Annotated in this window: 23 protein-coding genes; 4 read left to right on the top strand and 19 right to left on the bottom strand. The window is 71.4% G+C overall.

Going from position 1 to position 22,798, the window contains the following annotated elements; all coding sequences use genetic code 11:
• Positions 1 to 107: 107 nt before the first annotated feature.
• The 8 genes from L3i22_RS02970 to L3i22_RS02935 all read right to left on the bottom strand — a co-directional run bounded on the left by L3i22_RS02970 (position 108) and on the right by L3i22_RS02935 (position 8,165).
• Positions 108 to 1,562, bottom strand: coding sequence for an NADH-quinone oxidoreductase subunit N (locus tag L3i22_RS02970; protein ID WP_221325478.1), 1,455 nt, complete (start codon positions 1,560 to 1,562; stop codon positions 108 to 110).
• Entirely contained in the window at positions 1,559 to 3,103 is a 1,545-nt protein-coding gene (locus L3i22_RS02965; RefSeq protein WP_221325477.1) for a NuoM family protein, read from the bottom strand. The genes L3i22_RS02970 and L3i22_RS02965 overlap by 4 nt, the downstream gene beginning before the upstream one ends.
• On the bottom strand, positions 3,100 to 5,016 hold the full coding sequence (locus tag L3i22_RS02960; RefSeq protein ID WP_221325476.1) for an NADH-quinone oxidoreductase subunit L: 1,917 nt from the start codon (positions 5,014 to 5,016) through the stop codon (positions 3,100 to 3,102). Before L3i22_RS02960 ends, L3i22_RS02965 begins: the two co-directional genes overlap by 4 nt.
• Positions 5,013 to 5,372 carry an NADH-quinone oxidoreductase subunit NuoK gene (nuoK, locus tag L3i22_RS02955; RefSeq protein ID WP_221325475.1) on the bottom strand — a complete coding sequence of 120 codons (360 nt, stop codon included), beginning with the start codon at positions 5,370 to 5,372 and terminating at the stop codon, positions 5,013 to 5,015. Before nuoK ends, L3i22_RS02960 begins: the two co-directional genes overlap by 4 nt.
• A complete protein-coding gene (locus L3i22_RS02950) occupies positions 5,372 to 5,944 on the bottom strand; it encodes an NADH-quinone oxidoreductase subunit J (RefSeq protein ID WP_221325474.1) in 573 nt (190 codons plus the stop codon). The genes nuoK and L3i22_RS02950 overlap by 1 nt, the downstream gene beginning before the upstream one ends.
• Entirely contained in the window at positions 5,941 to 6,507 is a 567-nt protein-coding gene (locus L3i22_RS02945) for an NADH-quinone oxidoreductase subunit I (RefSeq protein WP_370644519.1), read from the bottom strand. Before L3i22_RS02945 ends, L3i22_RS02950 begins: the two co-directional genes overlap by 4 nt.
• A gap of 72 nt (positions 6,508 to 6,579) precedes the next feature.
• The gene (locus L3i22_RS02940; protein WP_221325472.1) at positions 6,580 to 7,539 is read right to left on the bottom strand and encodes a complex I subunit 1 family protein; all 960 of its coding nucleotides are present in this window, start codon (positions 7,537 to 7,539) and stop codon (positions 6,580 to 6,582) included.
• Positions 7,539 to 8,165, bottom strand: coding sequence for an NADH-quinone oxidoreductase subunit C (locus L3i22_RS02935; protein ID WP_221325471.1), 627 nt, complete (start codon positions 8,163 to 8,165; stop codon positions 7,539 to 7,541). The genes L3i22_RS02940 and L3i22_RS02935 overlap by 1 nt, the downstream gene beginning before the upstream one ends.
• Before the next feature lie 63 nt (positions 8,166 to 8,228).
• On the opposite strand from L3i22_RS02935, the gene L3i22_RS02930 reads away from it, so the two are divergent.
• The gene (locus tag L3i22_RS02930) at positions 8,229 to 8,774 is read left to right on the top strand and encodes an RNA polymerase sigma factor (protein ID WP_370644351.1); all 546 of its coding nucleotides are present in this window, start codon (positions 8,229 to 8,231) and stop codon (positions 8,772 to 8,774) included.
• Positions 8,771 to 9,700 carry a hypothetical protein gene (locus L3i22_RS02925; RefSeq protein ID WP_221325470.1) on the top strand — a complete coding sequence of 310 codons (930 nt, stop codon included), beginning with the start codon at positions 8,771 to 8,773 and terminating at the stop codon, positions 9,698 to 9,700. The genes L3i22_RS02930 and L3i22_RS02925 overlap by 4 nt, the downstream gene beginning before the upstream one ends.
• A 5-nt stretch (positions 9,701 to 9,705) precedes the next feature.
• On the opposite strand, the gene L3i22_RS02920 is transcribed toward L3i22_RS02925, so the two are convergent.
• The 7 genes from L3i22_RS02920 to L3i22_RS02890 are packed head-to-tail and all read right to left on the bottom strand — an operon-like array spanning position 9,706 to position 16,632.
• Entirely contained in the window at positions 9,706 to 11,007 is a 1,302-nt protein-coding gene (locus L3i22_RS02920; protein ID WP_221325469.1) for a DUF2252 domain-containing protein, read from the bottom strand.
• A gap of 45 nt (positions 11,008 to 11,052) precedes the next feature.
• On the bottom strand, positions 11,053 to 11,820 hold the full coding sequence (locus L3i22_RS02915) for a hypothetical protein (protein ID WP_221325468.1): 768 nt from the start codon (positions 11,818 to 11,820) through the stop codon (positions 11,053 to 11,055).
• Positions 11,821 to 11,823: 3 nt separating this feature from the next.
• Entirely contained in the window at positions 11,824 to 12,102 is a 279-nt protein-coding gene (locus L3i22_RS02910; protein ID WP_221325467.1) for a hypothetical protein, read from the bottom strand.
• Positions 12,103 to 12,146: 44 nt separating this feature from the next.
• Entirely contained in the window at positions 12,147 to 12,686 is a 540-nt protein-coding gene (locus L3i22_RS02905; protein ID WP_221325466.1) for an NADH-quinone oxidoreductase subunit B, read from the bottom strand.
• 4 nt (positions 12,687 to 12,690) lie between these two features.
• On the bottom strand, positions 12,691 to 13,836 hold the full coding sequence (locus L3i22_RS02900; protein WP_221325465.1) for a Fic family protein: 1,146 nt from the start codon (positions 13,834 to 13,836) through the stop codon (positions 12,691 to 12,693).
• A 34-nt stretch (positions 13,837 to 13,870) separates the two neighbouring features.
• Positions 13,871 to 15,289 carry an aminotransferase class V-fold PLP-dependent enzyme gene (locus tag L3i22_RS02895; RefSeq protein WP_221325464.1) on the bottom strand — a complete coding sequence of 473 codons (1,419 nt, stop codon included), beginning with the start codon at positions 15,287 to 15,289 and terminating at the stop codon, positions 13,871 to 13,873.
• Complete coding sequence (locus L3i22_RS02890; RefSeq protein ID WP_255657909.1) at positions 15,286 to 16,632, bottom strand: MFS transporter; 1,347 nt, start codon at positions 16,630 to 16,632, stop codon at positions 15,286 to 15,288. The genes L3i22_RS02895 and L3i22_RS02890 overlap by 4 nt, the downstream gene beginning before the upstream one ends.
• A 49-nt stretch (positions 16,633 to 16,681) precedes the next feature.
• Between L3i22_RS02890 and L3i22_RS02885 the strand changes: the two genes are divergently transcribed.
• Entirely contained in the window at positions 16,682 to 18,073 is a 1,392-nt protein-coding gene (locus tag L3i22_RS02885; RefSeq protein WP_221325462.1) for a gamma-glutamyltransferase, read from the top strand.
• Position 18,074: 1 nt separating this feature from the next.
• Here the strand turns inward: L3i22_RS02885 and L3i22_RS02880 are convergent, their stop codons facing one another.
• Positions 18,075 to 19,256 carry a hypothetical protein gene (locus L3i22_RS02880; RefSeq protein ID WP_255657908.1) on the bottom strand — a complete coding sequence of 394 codons (1,182 nt, stop codon included), beginning with the start codon at positions 19,254 to 19,256 and terminating at the stop codon, positions 18,075 to 18,077.
• A gap of 18 nt (positions 19,257 to 19,274) precedes the next feature.
• The gene (locus L3i22_RS02875; protein ID WP_221325461.1) at positions 19,275 to 20,198 is read right to left on the bottom strand and encodes an NAD-dependent epimerase/dehydratase family protein; all 924 of its coding nucleotides are present in this window, start codon (positions 20,196 to 20,198) and stop codon (positions 19,275 to 19,277) included.
• Positions 20,199 to 20,299: 101 nt separating this feature from the next.
• On the opposite strand from L3i22_RS02875, the gene L3i22_RS02870 reads away from it, so the two are divergent.
• Positions 20,300 to 20,983: a TetR/AcrR family transcriptional regulator gene (locus L3i22_RS02870; RefSeq protein WP_221325460.1), complete on the top strand. Its 684-nt coding sequence runs from the start codon at positions 20,300 to 20,302 to the stop codon at positions 20,981 to 20,983.
• Between the two features lie 713 nt (positions 20,984 to 21,696).
• On the opposite strand, the gene L3i22_RS02865 is transcribed toward L3i22_RS02870, so the two are convergent.
• Positions 21,697 to 22,497, bottom strand: coding sequence for an SAM-dependent methyltransferase (locus L3i22_RS02865; protein WP_221325459.1), 801 nt, complete (start codon positions 22,495 to 22,497; stop codon positions 21,697 to 21,699).
• Positions 22,475 to 22,798, bottom strand: coding sequence for an MGMT family protein (locus L3i22_RS02860; RefSeq protein ID WP_221325458.1), 324 nt, complete (start codon positions 22,796 to 22,798; stop codon positions 22,475 to 22,477). The genes L3i22_RS02865 and L3i22_RS02860 overlap by 23 nt, the downstream gene beginning before the upstream one ends.

Here is a 22,798-nt window from a genome sequence, read left to right as displayed (position 1 = left end):
GGGGTCGACTCAGAGGGCTCTGCCAGGCCGGGCGGTCACGCATGCGGATCTCCACGGCGGTTGCCGTAGCGACGTGATCCGGCGAGTCGGGTCTTCGCGCGGGGAGGTCAGGTCAGGGCGTTGAAGAGGAGCTGGGGGGCGAAGCCCAGCACCACCGCGACCGCGACCGAGGCGGCCAGGGTGGCGGCGATCGGGCGGGACAGTGGGAGGCGTGGGTGCAGGGCCGCGTCCAGCAGGACCGGGTCGGCGACGCTCCGGCCGATTCGTGGGGGCAGGGTGTAGAGCGAGGCGGCGACCCGGACGTAGTAGGCCAGGGCGATCACGGCGTTCAGCACCACGACGCCGGCCAGCCAGGACCAGTTGTGCTGGACCAGGGTGTTGACCACGGAGAGCTTGGCGAACAGGCCGGCCAGGCCCGGGGGCAGACCGGCCAGGCCGGCGAGCGACAGGACCAGGGCGGCGCCCAGCCACGGGCTTCGGCGGGCCGCGCCCCGGTAGTCGAGCAGGGAGCCGCCGTCGGCGCCGGGTTGACGCATCGCGGTCACCACCGTGAACGCGATGAACTCCAGGACCATGAAGAAGACGGCGTACGCGAGCGCGGCGGGAACGCCCGGGGCGCCCAGGGCCAGCGCCGCCAGGATGTAGCCGGCCTGGGCGATCGAGGACCACGCCAGGAGGCGGATCATCCGGGTCTGGCGCAGTGCCACCAGGTTGCCGATGGTCATCGTGAGGACGGCCAGGACGGCCATCACGGCGCGGGCGTCCAGCCGGGAGACGACCGCGGCCAGGGCCAGGACGCCGCCCAGCTTCGAGGCGGTGGAGAGGTAGGCCGCCACCGGGATCGGGGCGCCGTCGTAGGTGGCCGGGGCCCACGCGTGCAGCGGGACCGCGGCGACCTTGAAGGCCAGGCCGATCACCAGCAGGGCGACGCCGACGCCGGCCAGCGGGGCGAACGGGCCGGACGCGGCGTGCAGCAGGGCCAGGTGGAGAGCACCGGTGGCGACGAAGTTCAGGGCGGCGCCCAGCAGGGTCACGGCCGTGGAGACGACGCTGATCAGGAAGAACGTCACGGACGCCGAGGCGCCGGAGGTGGTGACCCGTTCCTCCGGGGCGAAGCGGCGCAGGCCGACCAGGACGTACAGCGGGAGGGTCAGGGTCTCCAGGCCGACGATCAGGGTGATCAGGTCGCCGGCGTAGGCGATCACCACGCCGCCGGTCATCGAGCAGGCCAGCAGGAAGCAGAACTCGCCGGCCGGGGCGATGCCCAGGCGCAGGGCCGGGGTGGAGAGGGCCAGGACGCCGACGGTCAGGGCGGCGAACAGGGCGGCCACCACCGCGGCCGGCCAGGTCGGGACCCAGGAGCAGGCGCCGGTGGTGCAGAACGTGCCCGGCTCCGCGCCGACGACCAGGGCCAGGACCGCCGTGGCCAGGCCGCCGAGCGCGGTGGTCGCCAGGGTCGCGGCGCGCTTGGCGACGAACAGGTCGGCGAGGAGGGCGAGGATCGCGGTGCCGGCCGCCGCGTACAGCGGCAGCAGCGCGAAGTGGTCGACCGACTGGCTCACGGGTGGCCTCCCAGGAGAGTGGTCAGCGGGAGGGCGGTCTCGGACAGGACCAGCGCCGGGACGACGCCGACGGCCAGGGTCAGCAGGATCAGCGGGGTCCAGGCGAACCACTCGACGGCGGCGATCGACGGGCGCAGCGAGTGCACCGTCGGGGTGGTCGGGCCGTGTGTCAGGCGGCGCAGCAGGCGCAGGAAGTAGGCCGCGGTCAGGGCGCCACCCACGGCGGCGAGGACGGCCAGGGTCACCCAGAGCGGGCCGCCCCGCTCGACCGCCGCGACGACCGCGAACGCCTCGCCCCAGAAGCCGGCCAGCCCGGGCAGGCCCAGGGACGCGATCGCGGCGAAGCCGAACAGGCCGGCCAGCCGGGGCGCGGTCTCGCGCAGGCCGCTGAGCTGGTCCAGCGAGCCGGTGCCGGCCCGGTCCTTGATCGTGCCGGCCAGGAAGAACAGCAGGCCGGTGATCAGGCCGTGCGCCACGTTGCCGAGCAGCGCGGCCTGCAGGCCGGTCACCGTCAGGGTCGCGATGCCGAGCAGCACGAACCCCATGTGCCCGACGCTGGAGTAGGCGATCAGCCGCTTCAGGTCGCGCTGGCGCAGGCAGATCAGCGACCCGGCGAGGATCGCGATCACGGCCAGGACGCCCAGGACCGGGGCGGCCCAGGCGGCGCCGAGCGGGGCGACGCCGACGCCGACCCGGATCAGGCCGTAGGTGCCCATCTTCAGCAGGACGCCGGCCAGGATCACCGAGCCGACGGTCGGCGCCTCGGTGTGCGCGTCGGGCAGCCAGGTGTGCAGCGGCCAGAGCGGGGCTTTCACCGCGAACGCGACCGCGAGCAGGGCGAACACCACGCACTGGGTGGTCCGGGTGAGCCCGGAGGCGCCGGTCAGCGTGATCAGGTCGCCGGTGCCGGCCTTCGTGACGGCCAGCACCACGCCGAGCAGCAGCAGGACCGACCCGAACAGCGTGTAGAGCACGAATTTCCGCGCGGCCGCCCGGCGTTCGGTGCCGCCCCAGCCGGCGATCACCGCGTACATCGGGAGCAGGACGACCTCGAAGAAGACGAAGAACAGGATCAGGTCCAGCGACAGGAAGGTGCCCAGGACACCGACTTCGAGGATCAAGAGCAAGGCGCTGAGCGTACGGCCGGAGCCACCCCCCTTCGGCACCTTGCGCACCGTGTAGGCGCAACACAGCAGCGTGAGCAGCCCGGTCAGCACGACCAACGGGTACGACACGCCGTCCACCCCGAGGTGGAACCGCAGCCCGAGCGCGGGGACCCAGGGCAGGTCCAGGTTCACCCAGGGTTGCAGCGGCACGGTGGGCCGGAGCCCGCCGTAGGCGAACCAGCCACGGGCGCGGTCACCGGCGAAGAACGGGACGATCGAGAGGGCGAACGTGACCGCGGCGAAGCCGGTGGCGACGATCCGGGCCTGCCGGTCGCGCCGGGCCGGGAGCACCGCGACCACGACGGCGCCCAGCGCGGGCACCGCGAGCAGGGCGACGAGCAGCACGGACGCGGCCGTCCAGGTGGAGTCGGTCACGCCAGGGCTCCCAACCACGCGACGACGCCCAGGACCAGCGCCCCGAACAGGACCAGGACCGCGGCGCCGGGCAGCGCCACCCGGTGCGCGTCGGCGAACATCCCGCCGAGGCTCCGGGTGGCCGTGCCGGCGCCCTCGACAGCGCCGTCGACGACGCGTTCATCCGCGGCCTTGGCGAACCGGGCGAGCGCCTTCACCGGCCGTACGACAAGCAGGCTTTGAAGATGATCCAGGTGGAAGCCGGCAGCGAACAGCGGCCGGGCCCGGCCCAGCGCGAGCACCGGGTCCACGCCGGGCACCGCCCACCAGAGCCACCAGGCTGTCCCGGCGCCGGCCGCGAGCAGCAGCAACGGCAGCAGGATCGCGGCGCTCAGATGCGGGTCCTCGAGCTCCAGCGCGTGCCGGAAGCCGGGGGCGAACGCGGCCAGGCCGAGCAGCGCCGCCGGGATCGCGAGCAGCAGGATCGGCCAGCGCATCGGGCCCGGCGGGTCGTGCGGCACGGCCGGCACGTGGTACCGCGCGTCGTCGAAGCCGATCTCCCAATCCGGGCCGTCGGGCCCGTAGGCGCGGGACGGGCCGAAGAACGCGCGCAGCAGGAGGCGGGTCGCATACCAGGCGGTCACGCCGACCGCGAGCAGCGCGGAGACCCAGACCAGCCAGGCGGCCCAGACCGGAACGGTCTCGCCGCCGTCGGTCGCGTGCGCGGCCGCGGTCAGCACGTTCTCCTTGGACCAGAAGCCGGCCAGCGGCGGCACGCCGGCCAGCGCGCCGAGGCCGATCACGAACGACCAGAAGGTGACCGGCATGTGCTCGCGCAGCCCACCCATCCGGGACAGGTAGTTGGTGCCCACGGTGTGGATCACCGCGCCCGCGGCGAGGAACAGCAGCGCCTTGAACGCGGCGTGGGTGAGCAGGTGGAACAGCGCGGCGGCGGGTGAGCCGACGGCGAGCGCGCCGGTCATGTAGCCGATCTGGGAGACCGTGGACCAGGCCAGCACGCGCTTCATGTCGTCCTGTGCCGTCGCGGACAGCGCGCCGAGCAGGATGGTGATCGACGCCATCACGGCGAGCACCGCGAGCGCGGCCGGGGACTGCTGGAAGAGCGGGAACATCCGGAAGACGACGTAGACCCCGGCGGCGACCATGGTCGCGGCGTGGATCAGCGCGGAGATCGGGGTCGGGCCGGCCATCGCGTCCGGCAGCCAGGTGTGCAGCGGGAACTGCGCGCTCTTGCCCGCGACCCCGGCCAGGAGCAGCAGCAACGCGGCGGTCAGGGTGGCCGTCGAATAGTCGTGGGCGAGGACGTCGCTGATCCGGGACGTGCCGGCCGGAACTATCAGCAGCGCGATGCCGAGCAGGAAGCCGACGTCACCCACCCGGGTGACCAGGAACGCCTTCACCGCGGCGGCCGGCGCCTCGGGCAGCCGGCGGTCGTGGCCGATCAGCAGGTAGGAGCAGGCGCCCATCACCTCCCAGCCGATCAACAGGCCGATCAGGTCGCCGGACGTCACCACCAGCAGCATCGCGCCGGTGAACAGGCTGACCTGAGCGGCATACGGCGCGTAGCGCGGGTCGTCGTGCAGATAGGTCACCGAGTAGACCTGCACGCACAGGGCCACCGCGCAGACCGCCAGCGCGACGTAGAGCGCGGCGGGACCGGCCGAGAAGCCGAGCGTCACGTCGATGTCGCCGAGGCGCACCCAGTGGGTGCTCGCGGCGAGCGGCGCGCCGCGGCTGGTGGTGATCGCGAGCAGCACGATCGCGTCGGCCAGGGCGAGCGCGGCGCCGATGATGCCGAGCGCGGCGGCGACCCGGCGCGGCCCGCCGTCACCCGGGGGAAGGGCAAGACCGAGAAGACCCAGCACCAGGGGTACGGCCGGGAGGAGCGCGCCGAACACACCGGCGGCCGTCACTCGGCCACCTCCTCGGCCAGCGGGATCTCGTCGAGGGCGACGGCTTTGCGCACCCGGTAGTACTGCAACACGATGGCCAGGCCGACGCCGACCTCGGCGGCGGCCAGCACGATCACGAAGAGCGCGACGACTCCGCCCGAGCCGGCCTGCGAATTCGGCGCCGCCCACGCCTCGCCGGGGACGCCCTTGAGCGCCGAACGCAGCGAGACATCCGCGGTGACCAGGATCAGGTTGACCGCGTTGAGCATCAGCTCGACCGCCATCAGGACCAGGATCGCGTTGCGGCGGCGGACGACGCCGTAGACGCCCAGGCCGAAGAGGGCGGCGGCGATGACGTACGGAATGGTCACGTGCATCAGGACGGCACCTCCTCCGCTGCTTCCACTGTCTGCATCTCAGTCGGGTCCGGCGGCCCGTTCGGTTGTCCCGAACGCCTGCCAATATCCGGGCGGGACAGCACGATCGCGCCGACCAGGGCGGACAGCAGCAGAATGGAGAGCACCTCGAACGGCAGGACCCAGGTCCCGAAGATCTCCGCACCGACCCGCTCGGCGGTGCCCGGGTCGCCCCGGGGGTACTCGATCCAGCGGAACGCGTCCGCGAACAGGGCCGCCAGACCCAGCCCGACCCCGGCGCCGACCAGGGCGGACGGGCCGATCGGGCGGTCCAGGTCCGGGCTCGGGCCGATCGGGGCGCGGGTCAGCATCACCGCGAACAGCAGCAGCACCACGACCGCGCCGACGTAGACCAGGATCTGCACCCAGGCGACCAGCTCGGCGCCGAGGACCAGGTACAGGCCGGCGATCGCGCCCAGGCTGATCACCAGATACAGGCCGGACCGGACCAGGTGGGTGCTGGTCACGACCAGTGCTCCGGCGCCGATCGCGACGGCGCCCAGGGCGATCATCAGGACGTCCGCGACGGTCACTCGGGGGCCTGCTCACGCCGTACCGAAGCAGGTCTTGCGGTTTTTGCGGCAGTTGCCGCGCCCGGGCCCGCGGCCTTGCGCGCAGCGGTCGCCTCCTCCTTGGAGGGCTCGCCGAGCACGTCGTGCGCCGGCGGCGGCGGAACCGTCCGCATCCACTCGCCGAGCCGGTCCTTGTCGTGCAGCAGGGACAGGACGTCGGTCTCCGCGTATTCGAACTCGGGGGTCCAGTGCAGGGCGTCGAACGGGCAGACCTCGATGCAGATCCCGCAGTACATGCAGAGCGAGAAGTCGATGTCGAACTTGTCCAGCACGTTGCGCTGGCGGGCGCGCGCGGCGCCCGGGACGACGACCTCCTCCTTGTGCGAGTCGATGTAGATGCACCAGTCCGGGCACTCCCGGGCGCAGAGCATGCAGACCGTGCAGTTCTCCTCGAGCAGGGCGATCACGCCGCGGGAGCGTGGGGGCAGCTCGGGCTCCACATCCGGGTACTGCTGGGTGATGGTTTTCCTGGTCATCGTCTTGAGCGTGACGGCAAGGCCATTGATCAAGCCCTTGCCGGGCATGCCGCGCTCGCCGTCATCAGTCACAAGGGCATATCCTGCCCCGTCGCGTGCGCTCACGCGACCTTGCCCCGCTCAAATAAGGGACTTCACCGCGACGGTGAGGACGAGCTGGGCGAGGGTGACCGGGACCAGGATCAGCCAGCAGAGGCGCTGGAGCTGGTCCTCGCGCAGGCGCGGGTACGTCACCCGGAACCAGATGATCACGAAGGACAGGGCGCCGATCTTCAGCAGCGTCCAGAGCCAGCCGAGATGGTCCGCGGCCGGGCCGTGCCAGCCGCCCAGGAACAGGACCGTGGTCAGGGCGGCGATCACGACGATGCCGACGTACTCCGCCAGCAGGAAGAACGCGAAGCGCAGGCCGGTGTACTCGGTCATGTAGCCGAAGACCAGCTCGGAGTCGGCGATCGGCATGTCGAACGGGGGCCGGCGGATCTCGGCCAGGCCGGCGATGAAGAAGACCAGGCCGGCCGGGGCCTGCCAGATCAGCCACCACGGGCGCCAGGCCTCGACGATGCCGGGCAGGCTCAGCGTGCCGGCCGCCATCGCGACACTGGCCGCGGCCAGCACCAGCGGCAGCTCGTAGCCGAGCAGCTGGGCGGCGCCGCGCAGGCCGCCGAGCAGGCTGTACTTGTTGGCCGAGGCCCACGCGGACATCAGCACCGCGACCACGCCGAAGCCCAGCACCGCCAGGACCAGGAACAAGCCGATGTCCAGGCGCTGCGCGACCAGGCCGTTCGGGCCCAGCGGAATCGTCAGGATGACGACCAGATAGGGGAACAGGGCGACAATCGGGGCCAATCGGAAGACGGTCCGGTCCGAGCCGTCCGGGTGCACATCCTCCTTCTGTACGAACTTGACCCCGTCCGCGATGAGCTGAGCCCAGCCGTGGAACGCGCCGGCGTACATCGGGCCGACCCGGCCCTGCATGTGCGCCATCACCTTGTGCTCGGCCTGGCCGACGACGAGCGGAAGGACCAGGAAGGCGACCATCACGGCGACCACCCGGATCAGAAGGTCCAGCCAGAGCGGCATCAGTTGCCCTCCCCCTCGGCCTTCCGCGCCCGCGGGCCCCACTCGTTCGGATCGGGCACCCCGGGCGGGCGCATCGGGGCGCGCTTGGCCGGGCCGCCGGCCTCCGACTCGCCCGGCTCCTTCGCGCCCGGCCACGGCTTCGCCACCCGGGCGGCCAGCACGAACTCCTTGCGCAGCGGGTGCCCCTCGAACTCCGGGGGCAGCAGCAGCGGCCGCAGGTCGGGATGACGAGCAAAGACAATGCCGAACATTTCGTACGTCTCCCGCTCGTGCCACGCGGCGCCCGGATAGAGATCCACCAGGGACTCCACCTCGGGATCCACCCGCGGCACCCGGGTGCGCAGCAGCACGCCGTGCCGGCGCCGGGTGGACCAGAGGTGCGCGATCACCGCGAACCCGCCGTCGAGCTCGTCCACCGCGGACACCCAGTCGAAGAAGTCGCAGCCCAGCGCGCCCGGATCCCGCGCGATCCCGGCCGCGTGCCACCAGCGGGCGGCCGGCACGTCGACCACCGCGCGGGCGTGGCCGGGACCGCCACCGGACACCTCGGCGGTGACCTCACCCAGGGCGGGATCGTCGGTGGCCATCAGGTGGACCAGTCGCTCTCCGACCTCTTCCGGCGTCATGGCGTCATCCTATGGGCCAGGATCGGAGTGCAACCTCCCGCCGGGTACGGGCGTGTAGTCGCCGTGACAGTCATTGCCGAGCACCGATCGGAGCCGCCGAGCGCCGTGCATCACGACCCGCCGACGTTCGACGAGGTGTACGCCGCCCACTACGCGGACCTGACCGTGCAGTTGTACGCCTACTTCGGGGATCGGCAGGAGGCGCAGGACGTCGTACAGGAAGCGTTCTGCCGGGCCTTGGCCCGATGGCGGAAAGTCTCCCGGTACGACGATCCGGTCGCCTGGATCCGCCGGGTGGCCTGGAACCTGGCGGTGAGTCGCTGGCGGCGGACGAAGACCGCGCTCGGCTTCCTGCGCCGGCAGCCGGTGCTCGAACTGCACGCCGACGGGCCCGGGCCGGACCGGGTGGCACTGATCGCGGCGCTGGCCGAGCTGCCGGACAACCATCGGCGGGCACTGGTCCTGCACTACCTGGCCGACATGCCGGTGGCCGAGGTGGCCCACCGCGAGGGCGTCGCCGAGGGGACCGTGAAGTCCTGGCTGCACCGCGGGCGGACCGCGATGGCGGCCCGCCTCAACCTGACCGAGGCCACCGGAGGGCAGCCATGACCGACCAGCTCGAGCAGCTCTTCGCGGACCTGCGCAACGACACCATGCCGCGAATCCTCCCGCCGGGCACCGAAGCGGCTCGGAACACGGTCCGGCGCCGGCGGCGCCGGACGGCTGCGATTACGACGGCCGGCCTGGTCGTGGTGGTCGCGGCCGGGATCGGCCTCGGCGGGCAGCCGATGACACGGCACACGGCGACCGCGCCGGCCCTCCCCCCGGCGGCCCGGGAGGCGCTCGCCCGGTCCGCGGCCCACCTGATCGGCCTGGATCAGGACGACCCGCCGATCGGTGGCACCGCGATCGAGGCCGGGCGGCAGACCCGGTCCCTTGTCGCCGGAGACTACGAGGTCAGGGCGACCTGCGTCGGCGACGCCGGATATGTCGCGATGGTCGTAGCCGGGACCCCGTTCACCCTGTTTTGTAACGGGGCGCCGCCGATTCTCACAGTCCCGGTGACCGTAGCCGCGTCGGATCAGCCAATCGACGTGATCTTCACCCCGGACCCGGAGGCCGAAGGACGGTCCGGCGTCGCATATTCGCTGGCTCTGACCGAAGCCGCCCGGGAACGCATGCAGGTCGCCGCGCACGATGCGGTCGGAAGCGGCTCGGTCAGCGTCCTCTCCGGGTTCCTGACCAAGGGCAGCACCGGCACCGACGACCAGAGCATGACCGCCGGGAAATATCGGATCACGGTGGCCTGCGTCGGCACCGGCGCCGTGCGGGTCGATGTCGGGCGGGGACGGCCGGACGATCCCGGCGTCCCGGTCCCCGTCGCCACGTTCACGCAGAAGTGCGCCGACGTTCCGGCGGTCGGGCACCTCGACGTGACCATGCCGAAGGGGACAAAAGTGACGATCATCGACGTCAGTCCGACGGCGGCAGCCATCGGGCAGGCCGCCGCCGCGGTGCGGGTGGACCGCCGCTGACGCGTTTACAGGCCCGGGATGCGGCCGTTGCGGAACACGTCGACGAAGTCCTGGTGGTCCTCGCGGGCCTGGTCACCGTACTTGTGCGCGAACTCGACCAGATGCCGTACGAAACCCGCCTCGTCCTTGTCGACGACCGCGACGATCGCCTCCTCGGTGGAGAAGTCGACCAGGTCGTGGCTCGACTCGTCGTCGGCGACCGAGTGCATCCGGGCCACCGCGCGACCCAGGTCGGCGATCACCCCGGCCAGCTCCTCCGGCTCGTTGACGTCGGACCAGTCCAGGTCGGCGGCGTACGGCGACACCTCGGCGACCAGCTGACCGACCCCGCCCAGCTCGGTGAACCCGAGCCAGGGGTCGGCGTGCGCCTGCAGCGCCCGCTGCGACTCGGCGGTGCGATGACCCTGGTGCCGGAAGTACGACCGGACCCGCTCGTCGTCGATCCACCGCGCGACGGCCGGCACCTGGGCCTGCTTCATGTAGATGATGACGTCGTTCTCCAACGCCTCGGTGTGCCCCTCGAGCAGCAGGTTGTAGGAGGGCAGCCCGGCCGACCCGATCCCCACCCCCTTGCGCAGCTTGATGTCCTTGATCGTGGTGGAGATCGGCCGCCCGGCCTCCGGCAGCGTGCCCAGGTACTCCTCGAACGCGCTGGTCACCCGGGCCGCGGTGGCCTCATCGACGTCGTAGACGCCGTCACCCATCGAGAACCGGCGCTCGTAGTCGTCGACCGTGGTCTGCCCGTTGAGCAGGTCCACCCGGGTGTTCAGCCGCGCCTCCTGCAGCACGCGGCGCAGCACCCCGTCCGCGTTCTCCAGCGTGATCGAGCCGATCGCGTCGTCCCCGCCGTGCGCGATCGCCCGCAGCTCCAGCAGGTAGGCCTCGGCGAACGTGGTGACCAGCGCGGTGATGCTGTCGTCGGAGAGCGCCTTGGAGTAACCGATCAGCGCGACGCTCGCCGAGAAACGCTTCAAATCCCAGGAGAAGGGCCCGACGTACGCTTCGTCGAAGTCGTTGACGTTGAAGACGAGCCGCCCCGACGAGTTCATGTACGTGCCGAAGTTCTCCGCGTGCAGGTCGCCGTGGATCCACACCCGGCTGGTCCGCTCGTCGAGATAACTGTCGTCACGGTAGTCACCGGCCTGGTCCGCGTAGAAGACCGAGGCGCTGCCCCGGTAGAACGCGAACGGCGAGGCCGCCATCTTCCGGAACTTGCGGCGGAACGCCGCCGGATCGATCGCCATCAGCTCCCCGAACTCCCGGGCAAGCACGTCGACGAGGAAATCAGCACGGGACCCTTGACTCATGCCGATCACGCTAGACCGGCCGGGCGAGCCCAGGGAGCGCGTCTGCTACTCCTGCCCGCCCAATAGTTCGGCGGCTGCCTTGGGATCCATCAGATTCGACCAGGCCTGCTCAGCCGGTAGGAGACTGCGCTCTGGCAGGGCATATTCCGGGAACCAGGCGTCCGCCGCGCAGCCGGGAATCCTCGCGAGGATCAACGCGATGAGCCTCTCCGGAACCGAGCCGGTGATCCGGATCGCGACATAGGTCTCGTTGCCGTCATCCGCACGGACGATGACCCCCAGCCGAAAGCCTGGAAAGTCCGAAGCATGTTCGTGGCCGTCCCCCAGCGAGCCCCGAACGAGGTCCCGGACGACCGAATTGAGCCGCAGAAGAAAGCGAGTCCCGGCCTCGATCCGATACCGGTCGTCATCGTCTTGATTAGGGAGCAGGCCGACGCTGTGGGCGTAGGTGGTCAGCGGCTTGTCATGCTCCGCGTTGTGACGCTGGCGAGCAGCCCGCGCCTGCAAATGCAAAGCGGCATAGAAATCGTCATGGGAACCGTCTTCACGCCGGCCTGCCGCCACCAGCCAATCCCGGACCTCCGCCGCCGGATCATCGGTGAACACCGCTCCGCGCCATCGCTCGACCTTGACCTTGAAAAGAACCACGTCGTCGATCGAGCGAATGCGCTCGTGAGGTGTCGCCGGATCGGCGAACTTCTCCACTGCCTTGGCGATCAGAGGGTGCGCGACCTGATCCAATGGAACCCTGGCCGAGGGAATGGGCAGTCGTAGATCCTCCCGGAGACATCGGATCGTCGGGCGCAGCGTCACCGATCACTCCGTCCAGTCTCCGACGCCGCCAAGTTCCTCGATTCGGTCTGGGGACAGACCGGTCAGCGCCGCGACGCTTGAACTGAGAGATCCGTCGAGCACCCTCATCGACTCGGCCATGCCCCGGCGCACCTCTTCCCGGCGCAGGTCCAAGTAGGCCCGGGCGGCCTCGGCCACGAAATCCTTCTTCGTCATGCCGAGAAAATGAGCGGCCTGAGTGATCAGTTCGTCAGTGGCCGGGTCGATCTTCAGCGGCGCCTGCCGCTTACCTTCCGCGATCATGGGCTACACCCCCGGGAACCAGAGTACCCGGGTACCCAAGTACCTCAGGTGCCTGTCGGAGTGACCATCGGGGCGGTCAGGGCGGCGGCATTCCTGGTCAGCGGGTCGGGGCGGGAGACGCCGCCGGGGCCGGACTGTTCGGCGGCGATCTTTTCCTGGAGGCGGAGGATGCCGTGGAGCAGGGCTTCCGGGCGGGGCGGGCAGCCCGGGACGTAGACGTCGACCGGGATGATCTGGTCGACGCCCTTGGTGACCGAGTACGAGTCCCAGTACGGCCCGCCGCAGTTGGAGCAGGAACCGAACGAGATCACGTACTTCGGCTCGGGCATCTGGTCGTAAAGACGCTTGATGGCCGGCGCCATCTTGTCGGTGACCGTGCCGGAGACGACCATCAGGTCGGCCTGGCGCGGGCCGTGCGCGAACGGGATCACCCCGAGCCGCATGAAGTCGTGCCGGCTCATGCTGGACGCGATGAACTCGATCGCGCAGCAGGCGAGGCCGAAGTTGAACACCCACAGGGAGTAGCGGCGCCCCCAGTTCAGCACGAACCGGATGGGTTCACCGAGCACGCCAGGTAGGGCCATTTCGTCAACCTACTGCATCCGAATAGGGCGCGGTCAGCGTCATCGGCGTGCGTGCCACGGCCAGTACGCGCTCCGGAAACCGTGGCCCGACCGTGTAGAAACGAGCCCGGGTGCGGCCCACCGGCTCCAGCAGGCCGGCCGCGACCAGATCCCGGAGATCGCGTTGGGCCTGCTGCAGGGTCAGTCCCTCGGCCTGCTCGTATCGTGCGCGGCGGATCCGGCCGACCACAGCGACATCATGCAGCGCGGAGATCACCCGCTCGTCCAGGTCCGCCGAGTCGGTGAAGGCCAGCAGAAGACCCCACACCGTGGCCGACCGGGCGGCCCGGTTTCGCACGGTCTGCGCCTGCTGGTGGTAGGCGGTGAGGTTGAACCGGATCCAACTCGCGACGTCCTGGTCCGGACGGTAGACCGGGCCGCGACGCTGGAGCTCCTTGTAGTACTCCCAGGTGTTGCCGGGCCGGCCGAGCCACGCCTCGATCGAGGAGAACTCCGGGGCGAGCACTCCCTCCCGCGCGATGAGCAAGGTCTGCAGGGATCGGGACATCCGGCCGTTGCCGTCCGCCCATGGATGGATGGAGACCAGGTGCAGGTGTGCCATCGCCGCACGGACCAGGGGATGCGCGTCGTCCTGCGTGTTGAGCCAGGCCACCAGTTCTTCCGCCAGATCGGGGACGCCGGCAGCGTCGGGTGCGGTGTAGGCGGCGATGCTCGGGTCGCGCGGGTCGGTGACGAACACCGGTCCGGCACGCCATTGACCGGCGGGTTTGCGCTGGGTATGGCGATGTCCCTGCAGCATCCAGTGCAGCGCGTTCAAGAACCCCTTGCTGAACGAGAAGTCGGCGGCGTCGTGCAGCGACTGGACGTAGGTCATCATCCGCTGGTAGGCGAGCGTCTCCTCCCGGTTCTCGTCGGAGACGTCGACGTCCCGCTCACCGTCCATCAAGTCTTGGACGTCGACGGTGGAGACGCGGAAACCCTCGATCGAATTCGACGCCGCCACGGCGTCGGCCGTCAAATATTTCCGCAGACCGTGCGGCCATTTGCCGGGGTTGGCCTGGATCTGGTGACGCAGTTCCTGGCGCATGTCCTCGATACCGGCCAGCACCTTCTGGTCGGCATCGTTCAGCCTCGGCGTCGGATAAAGCATGGAGCAAGTATGACGCAATCATTGCGTCATGGCGTCACTCGAACGATGGGCGTTGGAGGAGGCTGAGGAAGCCGGTCAGGAGGGCCTCGCGCAGGGCCGGCGGGGCGGCGTTCAGCAGCGCGTTGACCTGGGCCATCCGGCTGAAGTCGCCGGCGCCCAGGCCCAGGCCCTCGGCCAGGCCGGCGATGAGCTCCGGGGTGATCAGGTCCGGGGTCAGGGGCGGCAGCGGCGGGATCTCGACCGGGCCGCGGGCCTGCGCGGCGGCGACCGCGGCGGACAGGTCGGCGGCGAAGGACGGGGCTTCGGCGCGGACCGAGGCGGTCACCGTCAGGTGGATCGTGGGCGGGAGGTCCCGGTACGCCATCTGCGGCTGGGTGTGCCAGCCCCGGGCGGCCAGCTCGTCGGCGAGGACGAACAGGTCGACGCCGTCGGAGGCGAGGCAGACGACGCTGCTCTCGGGTGGGGCGTACAGACGTACCCCGGAAATCTCCTCGACCGCGGCGGAGAGGATGTCGACCGCTTCCCGGGTCGAGGCCGCCAGGCCGAGGTACCCGGCGTCGCCGATGGAGCGCAGCGTGGCCAGGGCCGCGGCGATCGGGCCGCCGGAGCGGGTGGACGAGATGACCGGGTTGATCATCGTGTAGCCGGGCCAGTCGGCGTAGGCGAAGTACTGCGGGCGGCGCAGCTCCTCGGTGCGGTGCAGCAGGATCGAGACGCCCTTCGGCGCGTACGCGTATTTGTGCAGGTCGACCGAGATGCTGGTGACGCCGGGTACGGACAGGTCGAACGGCGGCAGGTCGGCGCCGAGCCGGCGCAGGTACGGCAGGATCCAGCCGCCGAAGCAGGCGTCCACGTGGAACCGGACGCCCCGCTCCGAAGCGACCGCGGCCAGCGCGGGGATCGGGTCGACGACGCCGTGCGCGTAGGACGGCGCGGACGCCGCGACCAGCACGGTGTCCGGCCCGATCGCGGCGGCCATCGCCACCGGGTCGGCCCGGAGATCCCGCACCGGTACGACGTCCAGCCCGACCCGCAGATAGTGCGCGGCCTTGGCGAACGCCGCGTGCGCCGTCGACGGGACGACCAGGCGCGGCTCCTTGATCGCGGGGTGCGCGTCCCGGGCCGTCTTCACCGCCAGGATCAGCGACTCGGTGCCGCCGCCGGTCACGCTGCCGACCGTGCCGACGTCCCCGCCGAGCAGCCGGGCGGCCGCGCCGACCAGCGCGTTCTCCATCGCGAGCAGGGACGGGAAGGCGGTCGGGTCGAGGCCGTTGACCGAGGCGGAGACGGCGTACGCCTGACGGGCCAGCTCGTCCAGACCGTCGACGGCGGGGTCGTAGACGTACGCGAAGAGCCGCCCGCCGTGGGTGGGCAGGTCGCCTTCCCGCAACGCCCGCAGCTCGGCGAGGATCTGGTCGCCGGGAACACCCTTCTCCGGCAGTGCATCGATCATGACCCGACCTCCTCGGAACGAGCGACTTCGCGGTAACCACGGAGGAGGAGTACGGCCACGCCGACCAGCAGCGCCGGCAGCACGGTGAAGCCGAGCAGCACGCCGAGCCGGGCCGTGGCGTCCTGCGCGGCGGCCTCCCCGGTGGCCGAGGAGACGTACCCGAAGAGCTGCAGCACCAGCGCGTAGATGCCCGGGCCGAGCGCCAGGCCGAGGGTCTCCCCCGCGGTCCACAGGCCGGTGAAGACGCCGGCCTGGCGGCGGCCGGTGCGCGCGGTGTCGTAGGCGATGCAGTCCGGCAGCATCGCCATCGCGAACACCTGCTGGCCGGCGTACCCGGCGCCGACCACGGCGACGACCAGGTAGACCGCGACCGGCGGCAGCGTCGGCGAGGCGAGCAGGACCAGCGCGCCGCCGGCGAACAGCAGCGAGCCGGCGATCAGCGAGCGGAGCTTGCCGTGCCGCCGGCCGACCCGGCTCCAGAGCGGCATCACCAGCAGCGCCGGGCCGACGAACGCGGCGAACAGGAACGTGCCGCCGGCCTTCTGGTGGATCACGTGGTCGGCGAAGTACTGCACGCCGGCGAGCATCGTGCCGATCCCGGCGGCCTGCACGACCCAGCACAGCAGCAGCGCGCGGAACGGGGCGTTCGCCGAGGCCACGCATAGTTGGGCGGCGAGGCTCGGTTCGGCCTCCGATGCGGTTCGGGACGAGGCTTTCCGCGTACCCAGGAAGGTGGCGACCGTGCCCACCGCGATGAGCAGGCCGACGAACAACCCGGACCACCGGTGGCCGGTCCGGCCGCCGCCGGTGGCGTCGACCACCAGCGGCGCGATCGCGCCGGAGATCAGGATGGCCACCGCCAGGACCGCGACCCGCCAGGTCATCAGGCGGGTGCGCTCGGCGTAGCCGTCGGTCAGCTCGGCCGGCATCGCGACGTAGGGCACCTGGAAGAACGCGTAGGCCGTGGCGGCCAGGAGAAAGGCGATCGCGACGTACGCCCCGGACGCCGCCTCCCCGGTGAACGGCGCCCCGAAGATGGCCGCGAACAGCACGCCCAGCAGCAGCCCCGCGACCAGCAGGAACGGGCGACGGGAGCCGCTCCGGTCCGAGATCCGACCGGCCAGCGGGTTGACCAGCACGTCCCACGCCTTCGGCAGCAGTACGAGCAGGCCGGAAACGCCCGCGGCGACCCCCAGCGTGTCCGTCAGATAGGGCAGAAGAAGCAAACCGGGCACGGTCCCGAACGCCCCGGTGACCAGGGAGCCAAGGGCATACCCAGCCAAAACCCCCCGGGGCAGGACACTCGGCCGGGTTACCACGGGAGAGGGACCGATGGGCGTCATCGACGCGCATGGTAACCACGATCGGGCCTTGCCGCCTACGCTCGCTCGCATGGGAAGCGTTGCGGCCGGCGTCGCCGCGAGCCATCCGGCGACCACCCGCACCGGAGTGCGGATTCTCGAGGCGGGCGGAACCGCCGCCGACGCGGCGGTCGCCGCCGTCCTGGCCTGCTGCGTCGCCGAGACGATCTACACCGGGCTGGGTGGCGGCGGGTTCGCCACCTACTTCGACGCGCGTACCGGCGAGGTCACCTGCCTGGACTTCTTCGTGGCGGTGCCGGGCCTGGACGGCGACCGGAAACCGGAGCCGATGGTCGCGGTCGACGTGTTCTTCGGCGGCCTGCCACAGATCTATTCGATCGGCGGGGCCAGCGTGGCCGTGCCCGGGGTGCCGGCCGGGCTCGGCGAGGTGCACCGGCGCTGGGGCCGGCTGCCCTGGTCCGAAGTGGTGGCCCCGGCGGCCGGCCTGGCCCGGACCGGGGTGCTGCTGCCGGCCGCGCACGCCAACACCCTGAAGTCGTGCGCGCCGGCGCTGGCCTACGGCGACGGCGCGGCCTCCTACCAGCCGCACGGGCGCCTGCTGGAGAGCGACGAGCTGCTCTTCCACCAGGGCCTGGCGACCGCGATGGACGCGCTGGCGACGGTCGGTCCCGGGGTGTTCTACACCGGGGAGTACGCCGAGCTGCTGGTCTCGACGGTCCGCGAGGCCGGCGGCACGCTCGGCCCGGCCGACCTGGCCGGCTACCGGGTGGCCCAGGTGCCGGTCGACCACGCCATGCTGGCCGGCCACCGGGTCTGCGCCCGGCACGACCTGAACCGGACCGTGGACACCATCGGCGGGCTGCCGGCCGACCTGTCCCGGCCCGGCCGCGCCCCCGGGGTGGCCACCGCGCTGCGGAACCGCGGGGTGCAGCGGCTGGGCGACACCACGAACGTCTCGGTGGTCGACCCGGAGGGCAACGCCTGCGTGATCACGACGACGCTCGGGCTGGGCGCCGGCGTGTGGCTGCCCGGGCTCGGCATCAACCTGAACTCCATGCTCGGCGAGGGTGAGCTGCTCACCGAGGAGTTGGTGCCGGGGCGGCGGATGTCGTCGTACATGTGCCCGCTCGTGGTGATCGGGCCGGACGGCACGCTGACCGTGGCGGCGGGCTCGGCGGGGGCGTCACGGATCCGGACCGCCCTGCTCGACACGCTGCTCGGGGTGCTGGTGGACGACCTGGGCGTGGCCGAGGCGATCGCCCGGCCACGGTTCCACGCGGTGGAGGACACCATCCACGCCGAGCACGGGTGCCCGCCGGCCGAACTGGCCGCGTTGCGGGCGGCCGGCTGGCAGGTGGTCGAGTGGCCCGACCTCAACCACTACTTCGGCGGGGTGACCGCGGTCGGCCAGGCCGGCGCCGCGGGCGATCCCCGGCGCGGCGGCGTCGGGCTGCTGCTGTGACCTACGGGCTGAACTTCCAGATCGTGGTCAGGTAGACCGCGTAGATCGCGGCGAAGCCGGCCAGGCTGCCCAGGATCACCGTGACGGTCCACCAGCGGGCCCGGCCGAGCGCGAAGGCGACCGGCAGCAGCAGCGGGAAGGCCGGCAGGATCAGGCGCGCCTTGGCGTTGAAGTAGCCGTCGCCGAACAGCGCCAGGACCACGATCACCGCGGCGTAGACCAGCAGCGGCCAGGGCACGTCCGGGATCGCGAGGAGCAGCAGGACCACGGCCAGGCAGAGGAGCGCGGTGATCACGTAGAAGGCCAGCGGCTGCGGGCCGGTGAACAGCTTGTGCAGCATCCGGAGGGTGTACGACCCGTCGTCGTACCGCATCTTCCACGAGTCGTTCTGCACGTGGAAGTAGCCGTCGGCCCGACCCAGCCGGGCGCCGACCCAGGCGACGTACCCCAGGAAGCCCAGCGGCGCGAGCGCCCCGCCGACCCACGGTCGCCAGCCGTCCTGCCGCCGGATCACCGCGACCAGGGCGGCCAGGCCGACCGCGGCGACCAGCGCGGCGGCGGTCGGCCGGGTCAGGCCGGCCAGCAGGCAGAGCGGACCGGCGAGCAGCCAGTTGCGGCGGAGCACCGCGTAGAGCGTCCAGGCGGCCAGCGCGGTGAACAGCGTCTCCGAGTAGCCCATCGCCTGCACCCAGGCCAGCGGCAGGACGCCCCAGAGCACGGCCAGGATGATGCCGGTGCGCCGGTCCCGCAGGTGGGTGCCGACCGCGAACAGGCCCCAGGCGGCGGCGAGGCCGGCCAGCCAGGAGATCACCACGCCGGCGATCCGGCCGTCGCCCGGCAGGATCGGGTCGACCAGCGCGCTCAGGCCGGGGAACAGCGGGAAGAACGCCAGGTTCGTGGTGCTGAGCGTGCCGTCCGGCTTCAGCGGGATGGCCGGGTCGTACCCCCGGGTCGCGATCGAGACGTAGGAGAACGCGTCGTAGCGACTCAGCGTGACGATCAGCGGCCGGTGGATGTCGGTCGCCGCGCGCCAGACCGCCAGCAGGTCGATGACGTGGGTGATCGTGTAGATCACCAGCGCCGGCCAGACCGCGAGCAGCCCGATCCGGCTCGCCCGCCGACCGCCCGCGGGCTGGTCGGCGGCCTCGGGAACGCGATCCATCAACGCCGGCTCGGTGGACACGAGCACGGAGCTTACCTGTCACATCCGGCGGGCCGCGGTGACCTCGGCCGCGTCCGCGACCTCGCGCAGCGCCACGTCCAGGTCGGTGGGCTGCAGCCCGAACGTCCGCTCGGTGCGCGAGCTGTCCATCTGGAACGGCGCGTAGAACTGGTAGTCCATCTCGGCCATCTCGCGGGCCATCGGGACGACCGCCCCGGCCGCGCGCATCGTGAAGCGCGGCAGGCCGTGCACCTTGACCTGCGGCACCCCGGCGACCTCGCAGTACCGCGCGGCCATCGCCCGGATGGTGATCGCGGCCGGCGACGGCACGTGCCAGGCGCGGCCCCAGGCCCGCTCGTCGCGCGCCAGCGTGACAAGCGTGCGGGCCATGTCGCCGGTGTAGGTGAAGGTGTGCGGCTGATCCATGTCGGCCGGGCCGAACGCGGTGCGGCCCTTCTGGATGGCCGGCAGCAGCACCAGCGAGAAGACGCTGGCCGCGCCGGCGCCGACGTAGTCCGACGCCCGGGCCTCGATCGTCCGGACGCCGCTGGCCAGCGCGTCCTGCCACATCTTGATGCGGATCTTGCCCTTGCGGCCGACCGCGGCGAGCGGGGTGTCCTCGGTCATCCGGCCGCCGGGCTGCGGGCCGTAGCCATACAGGTTGCCGGTGATCGCGTAGATCGCGCCGGACGCCTTGGCGGCGGCGATCATCGCGTCGTTCATCGGGAACCACTTGTCGGCCCACTCGGTGTACTTCGGGTTCGCACAGTTGTAGAGCACCTCGGCGCCCTGGGTCAGCTCGGTCAGGCGGCGGGCGTCGGACGCGTCCGCGGCGACCCGCTCGATCAGCGCGTGCTCGGGGCCGCTGCCACTGCGCGTGACGATCCGGACCTGCTCACCCTGCTCGGCGAGCAGACGGGCGACATTCGAGCCGATCGGGCCGGAACCGACGACGACGTGCATGATGTTCTCCTTTGCGAGCAGTGCTCTCTGTTGAGGACAACTGTTCCACAGGGATTTCGGTTTTGCAAGAGCAGTGCTCTCGTTGTGGCACACTGGCAAACATGAGCGCCGCCAACCTGCGGGCCCGGGTCCGGGCCGAAATGACCGAAGAGATCAAGCAGGTGGCCGGCCGCCACCTGGCAACCGACGGGGCAAACCTGTCGTTACGGGCGGTCGCACGGGATCTGGGCATGGCCTCGTCCGCGGTCTACCGCTACTTCGCGAGCCGCGACGATCTGCTCACCGCGATGATCATCGACGCCTACGACGCGGTCGGCGAGGCGGCCGAGGTCGCCGCCGCCGCACAGGACGACCTGGTCGAACGCTGGGTCGCGATCGGGCACGCGGTCCGCGACTGGGCGCTGGCCAACCCGCACCAGTGGGCGCTGATCTACGGCAGCCCGGTCCCCGGCTACCAGGCGCCGCAGGACACCATCGTGCCCGCCACCAGGGTGATCTTCGCGCTGGCCGGAACGCTCCGGGCCGGCATCGAGAGCGGCCGGATCACCTCGGTCCCGCCACAGCCCGAGGGGCGCTTCGGGGAGGAGCTGGCGAGGGTCGCCGAGCAGTTCGGCGTCGGCGTGCCGGCCCATCTGGTCGGCGCCGGAATGTCCGGCTTCATCCACCTCTGCGGCGCGATCAGCGCGGAACTCTTCGGCCAGCTGAACAACTCCGTCGACGAGGATCGCCGCGGTTTCTTCGAGTGGCAGATGCGGGCGACGGGCGCGTTCGCCGGCCTGGGTTAATGCTTCGCCGGGCTGCGCCCGATCAAGGTCAAATTCTTCATTGCCTCGGCTGCGGCCAATAACTGATCGTCGCTCCCGCGGGGACCCTTCCGGGCCTCGCAGGGCGCGGGGCGCCCAGAACGCGAGGCCCTACAGGGCGACGTCCGAGGGTGGGCACGGTTTACCCCAAAACCCGGAACGGCCACCGAGGCTGTCTCGGCTCCGCGGATGGCTGCGCCTTACCCCAAGATCCGAACCCGTGGGAGTTATCCACACTGACGGGCCATCCACAGGCACCCCGCACGATCTTGAAAAATCGAGCGACAATTACGGCAGAGGCGGTGGCCCCCCTTGGGATGGGCGGGCCCTGTTTTTTTTACCCGCACATGACTACGACCAGTACTAACGTCGCCGCAGCTACTAACGTCGCCGCAACGGATTCGTCCAGCCGGGCACCACGGCACCCGGGCCACTCGCAGCGGATTCGTCCAGCCGGGCGCTCCAGCAAGCGGGCTGTTCCCGGCGGGGCCGTCCGGCCGCGGGCCCCAGGAGCGGGCCCAGCTGCGGCGGTTTGTCCGGCCGGGTGCCGCGGCCCGCGGACTACTCGCGGCGGATTTGTTCGGCCGGGCGCCGGGGCGGGCGCGCTATCCGCGGCGGATTTGTTCGGCCCAGGCGCCGGGGTGGGCGGGCTACTCGCGGCGGATTTGTTCGGCCCAGGCGCCGGGGCGGGCGGGCTACTCGCGGCGGGTGTGGATGACGTGGCCGCCGGCGGTGTCCGGGGGCACGTCGGGGCGGTTGAAGTAGCGCGCCGCCAGGCCCGACGGCCCCAGGTCCTCGATGTCGCCGAAGCTGTGCTCGCCCAGCAGCGCCGCGATCTCCTCCGGCTCGAAGAAGGTCAGCCACGGCTCGCCGATCTTGGCGACCCGGGCGGCCCGGGCCTCCAGCGCGGCCCGGCGCGCGGCCGGCATCCGCTCCGGCGACTGGGCGTAGTCGAAGACCACCTCGTTGCCCTCGACGGTCGCCACGAAGCGCAGCGTCTCCGCGAACCCGTCCGCGGTGAGGTACGGCACGACACCCATCCACAGGAAGAAGGCCGGCTCGTCAAGATCGAGACGGAGGCTCTCCCGCTCGAAATCAATCCCGACATATCGCATGTTGTCCGGTAGGTCGATCCCGGCCTCCGCGAGCCGCTCCCGCTTCCACGCCTGCGTGTCCGGGTGATCGATTTCGATCACCCGCAGCGACGGGTGCGGATTCCGGTACGCGAAGGTGTCCAGCCCGGCCCCGAGCACCACGGCGGTCCGCACCCCGCGACTCACCGCCGCGGCCAGGTGATCCTCGGCGAACCGGTGCCGGGCCGCGATGAACAGACGCATCCCGCGCCGGGGCTCGTCGCCGAGCAACTCCTCCGGCTGGTGGCCGAGGATCCGCAGGGCAAGCGGGTCGGTGAAGATCGAGCCGTGCTCCAGCACCTGGTGGGCGGCTCGATAACGCGCCGCCGCGTACGCGGTCCTACTCGCCTGTCCGGTCTGCATCAGGGCTCCACCCGGCCTTGTCGATCACTACCCGGTCGCCGCGCAACGGTACGCCCTCGGACAGCAGTCGCGCCCGCGCTTCCTGCTCGTGGCCGGGCGGCATCCGGCCGGCGCTGTTCACCACCCGGTGCCACGGCACCCCGCCGCCGTGCCGGGCCATGATGCTCCCGATCTGGCGGGGCGAGTTACGGCCGGAGCGGTCGGCCAGCGCGTCGGCGATCGCGCCGTACGACATCACCCGGCCCTCCGGGATGCTCTCGACCAACGCGAGAACGGCTTCGAGGTACTCCTCCGGTGTCAT

Source organism: Actinoplanes sp. L3-i22 (genome assembly GCF_019704555.1).
In the GTDB taxonomy this organism is placed as follows: Bacteria; Actinomycetota; Actinomycetes; order Mycobacteriales; family Micromonosporaceae; genus Actinoplanes.
The sequence above is the reverse complement of the archived record's forward strand: the minus strand, read 5'-3'. Positions and strand labels throughout refer to the sequence as shown.

Coding starts and splice junctions, on each gene's coding strand:
- L3i22_RS02870 (WP_221325460.1), top strand. CDS start 20,300: ATGAGCGCCGCCAACCTGCGGGCCCGGGTCCGGGCCGAAATGACCGAA.
- L3i22_RS02885 (WP_221325462.1), top strand. CDS start 16,682: ATGGGAAGCGTTGCGGCCGGCGTCGCCGCGAGCCATCCGGCGACCACC.
- L3i22_RS02935 (WP_221325471.1), bottom strand. CDS start 8,165: ATGACGCCGGAAGAGGTCGGAGAGCGACTGGTCCACCTGATGGCCACC.
- L3i22_RS02945 (WP_370644519.1), bottom strand. CDS start 6,507: ATGCCCGGCAAGGGCTTGATCAATGGCCTTGCCGTCACGCTCAAGACG.
- L3i22_RS02865 (WP_221325459.1), bottom strand. CDS start 22,497: ATGCAGACCGGACAGGCGAGTAGGACCGCGTACGCGGCGGCGCGTTAT.
- L3i22_RS02920 (WP_221325469.1), bottom strand. CDS start 11,007: ATGAGTCAAGGGTCCCGTGCTGATTTCCTCGTCGACGTGCTTGCCCGG.
- L3i22_RS02875 (WP_221325461.1), bottom strand. CDS start 20,198: ATGCACGTCGTCGTCGGTTCCGGCCCGATCGGCTCGAATGTCGCCCGT.
- L3i22_RS02940 (WP_221325472.1), bottom strand. CDS start 7,539: ATGCCGCTCTGGCTGGACCTTCTGATCCGGGTGGTCGCCGTGATGGTC.
- L3i22_RS02890 (WP_255657909.1), bottom strand. CDS start 16,632: ATGACGCCCATCGGTCCCTCTCCCGTGGTAACCCGGCCGAGTGTCCTG.
- L3i22_RS02905 (WP_221325466.1), bottom strand. CDS start 12,686: ATGGCCCTACCTGGCGTGCTCGGTGAACCCATCCGGTTCGTGCTGAAC.
- L3i22_RS02900 (WP_221325465.1), bottom strand. CDS start 13,836: ATGCTTTATCCGACGCCGAGGCTGAACGATGCCGACCAGAAGGTGCTG.
- L3i22_RS02895 (WP_221325464.1), bottom strand. CDS start 15,289: ATGATCGATGCACTGCCGGAGAAGGGTGTTCCCGGCGACCAGATCCTC.
- L3i22_RS02860 (WP_221325458.1), bottom strand. CDS start 22,798: ATGACACCGGAGGAGTACCTCGAAGCCGTTCTCGCGTTGGTCGAGAGC.
- L3i22_RS02910 (WP_221325467.1), bottom strand. CDS start 12,102: ATGATCGCGGAAGGTAAGCGGCAGGCGCCGCTGAAGATCGACCCGGCC.
- nuoK (WP_221325475.1), bottom strand. CDS start 5,372: ATGCACGTGACCATTCCGTACGTCATCGCCGCCGCCCTCTTCGGCCTG.
- L3i22_RS02925 (WP_221325470.1), top strand. CDS start 8,771: ATGACCGACCAGCTCGAGCAGCTCTTCGCGGACCTGCGCAACGACACC.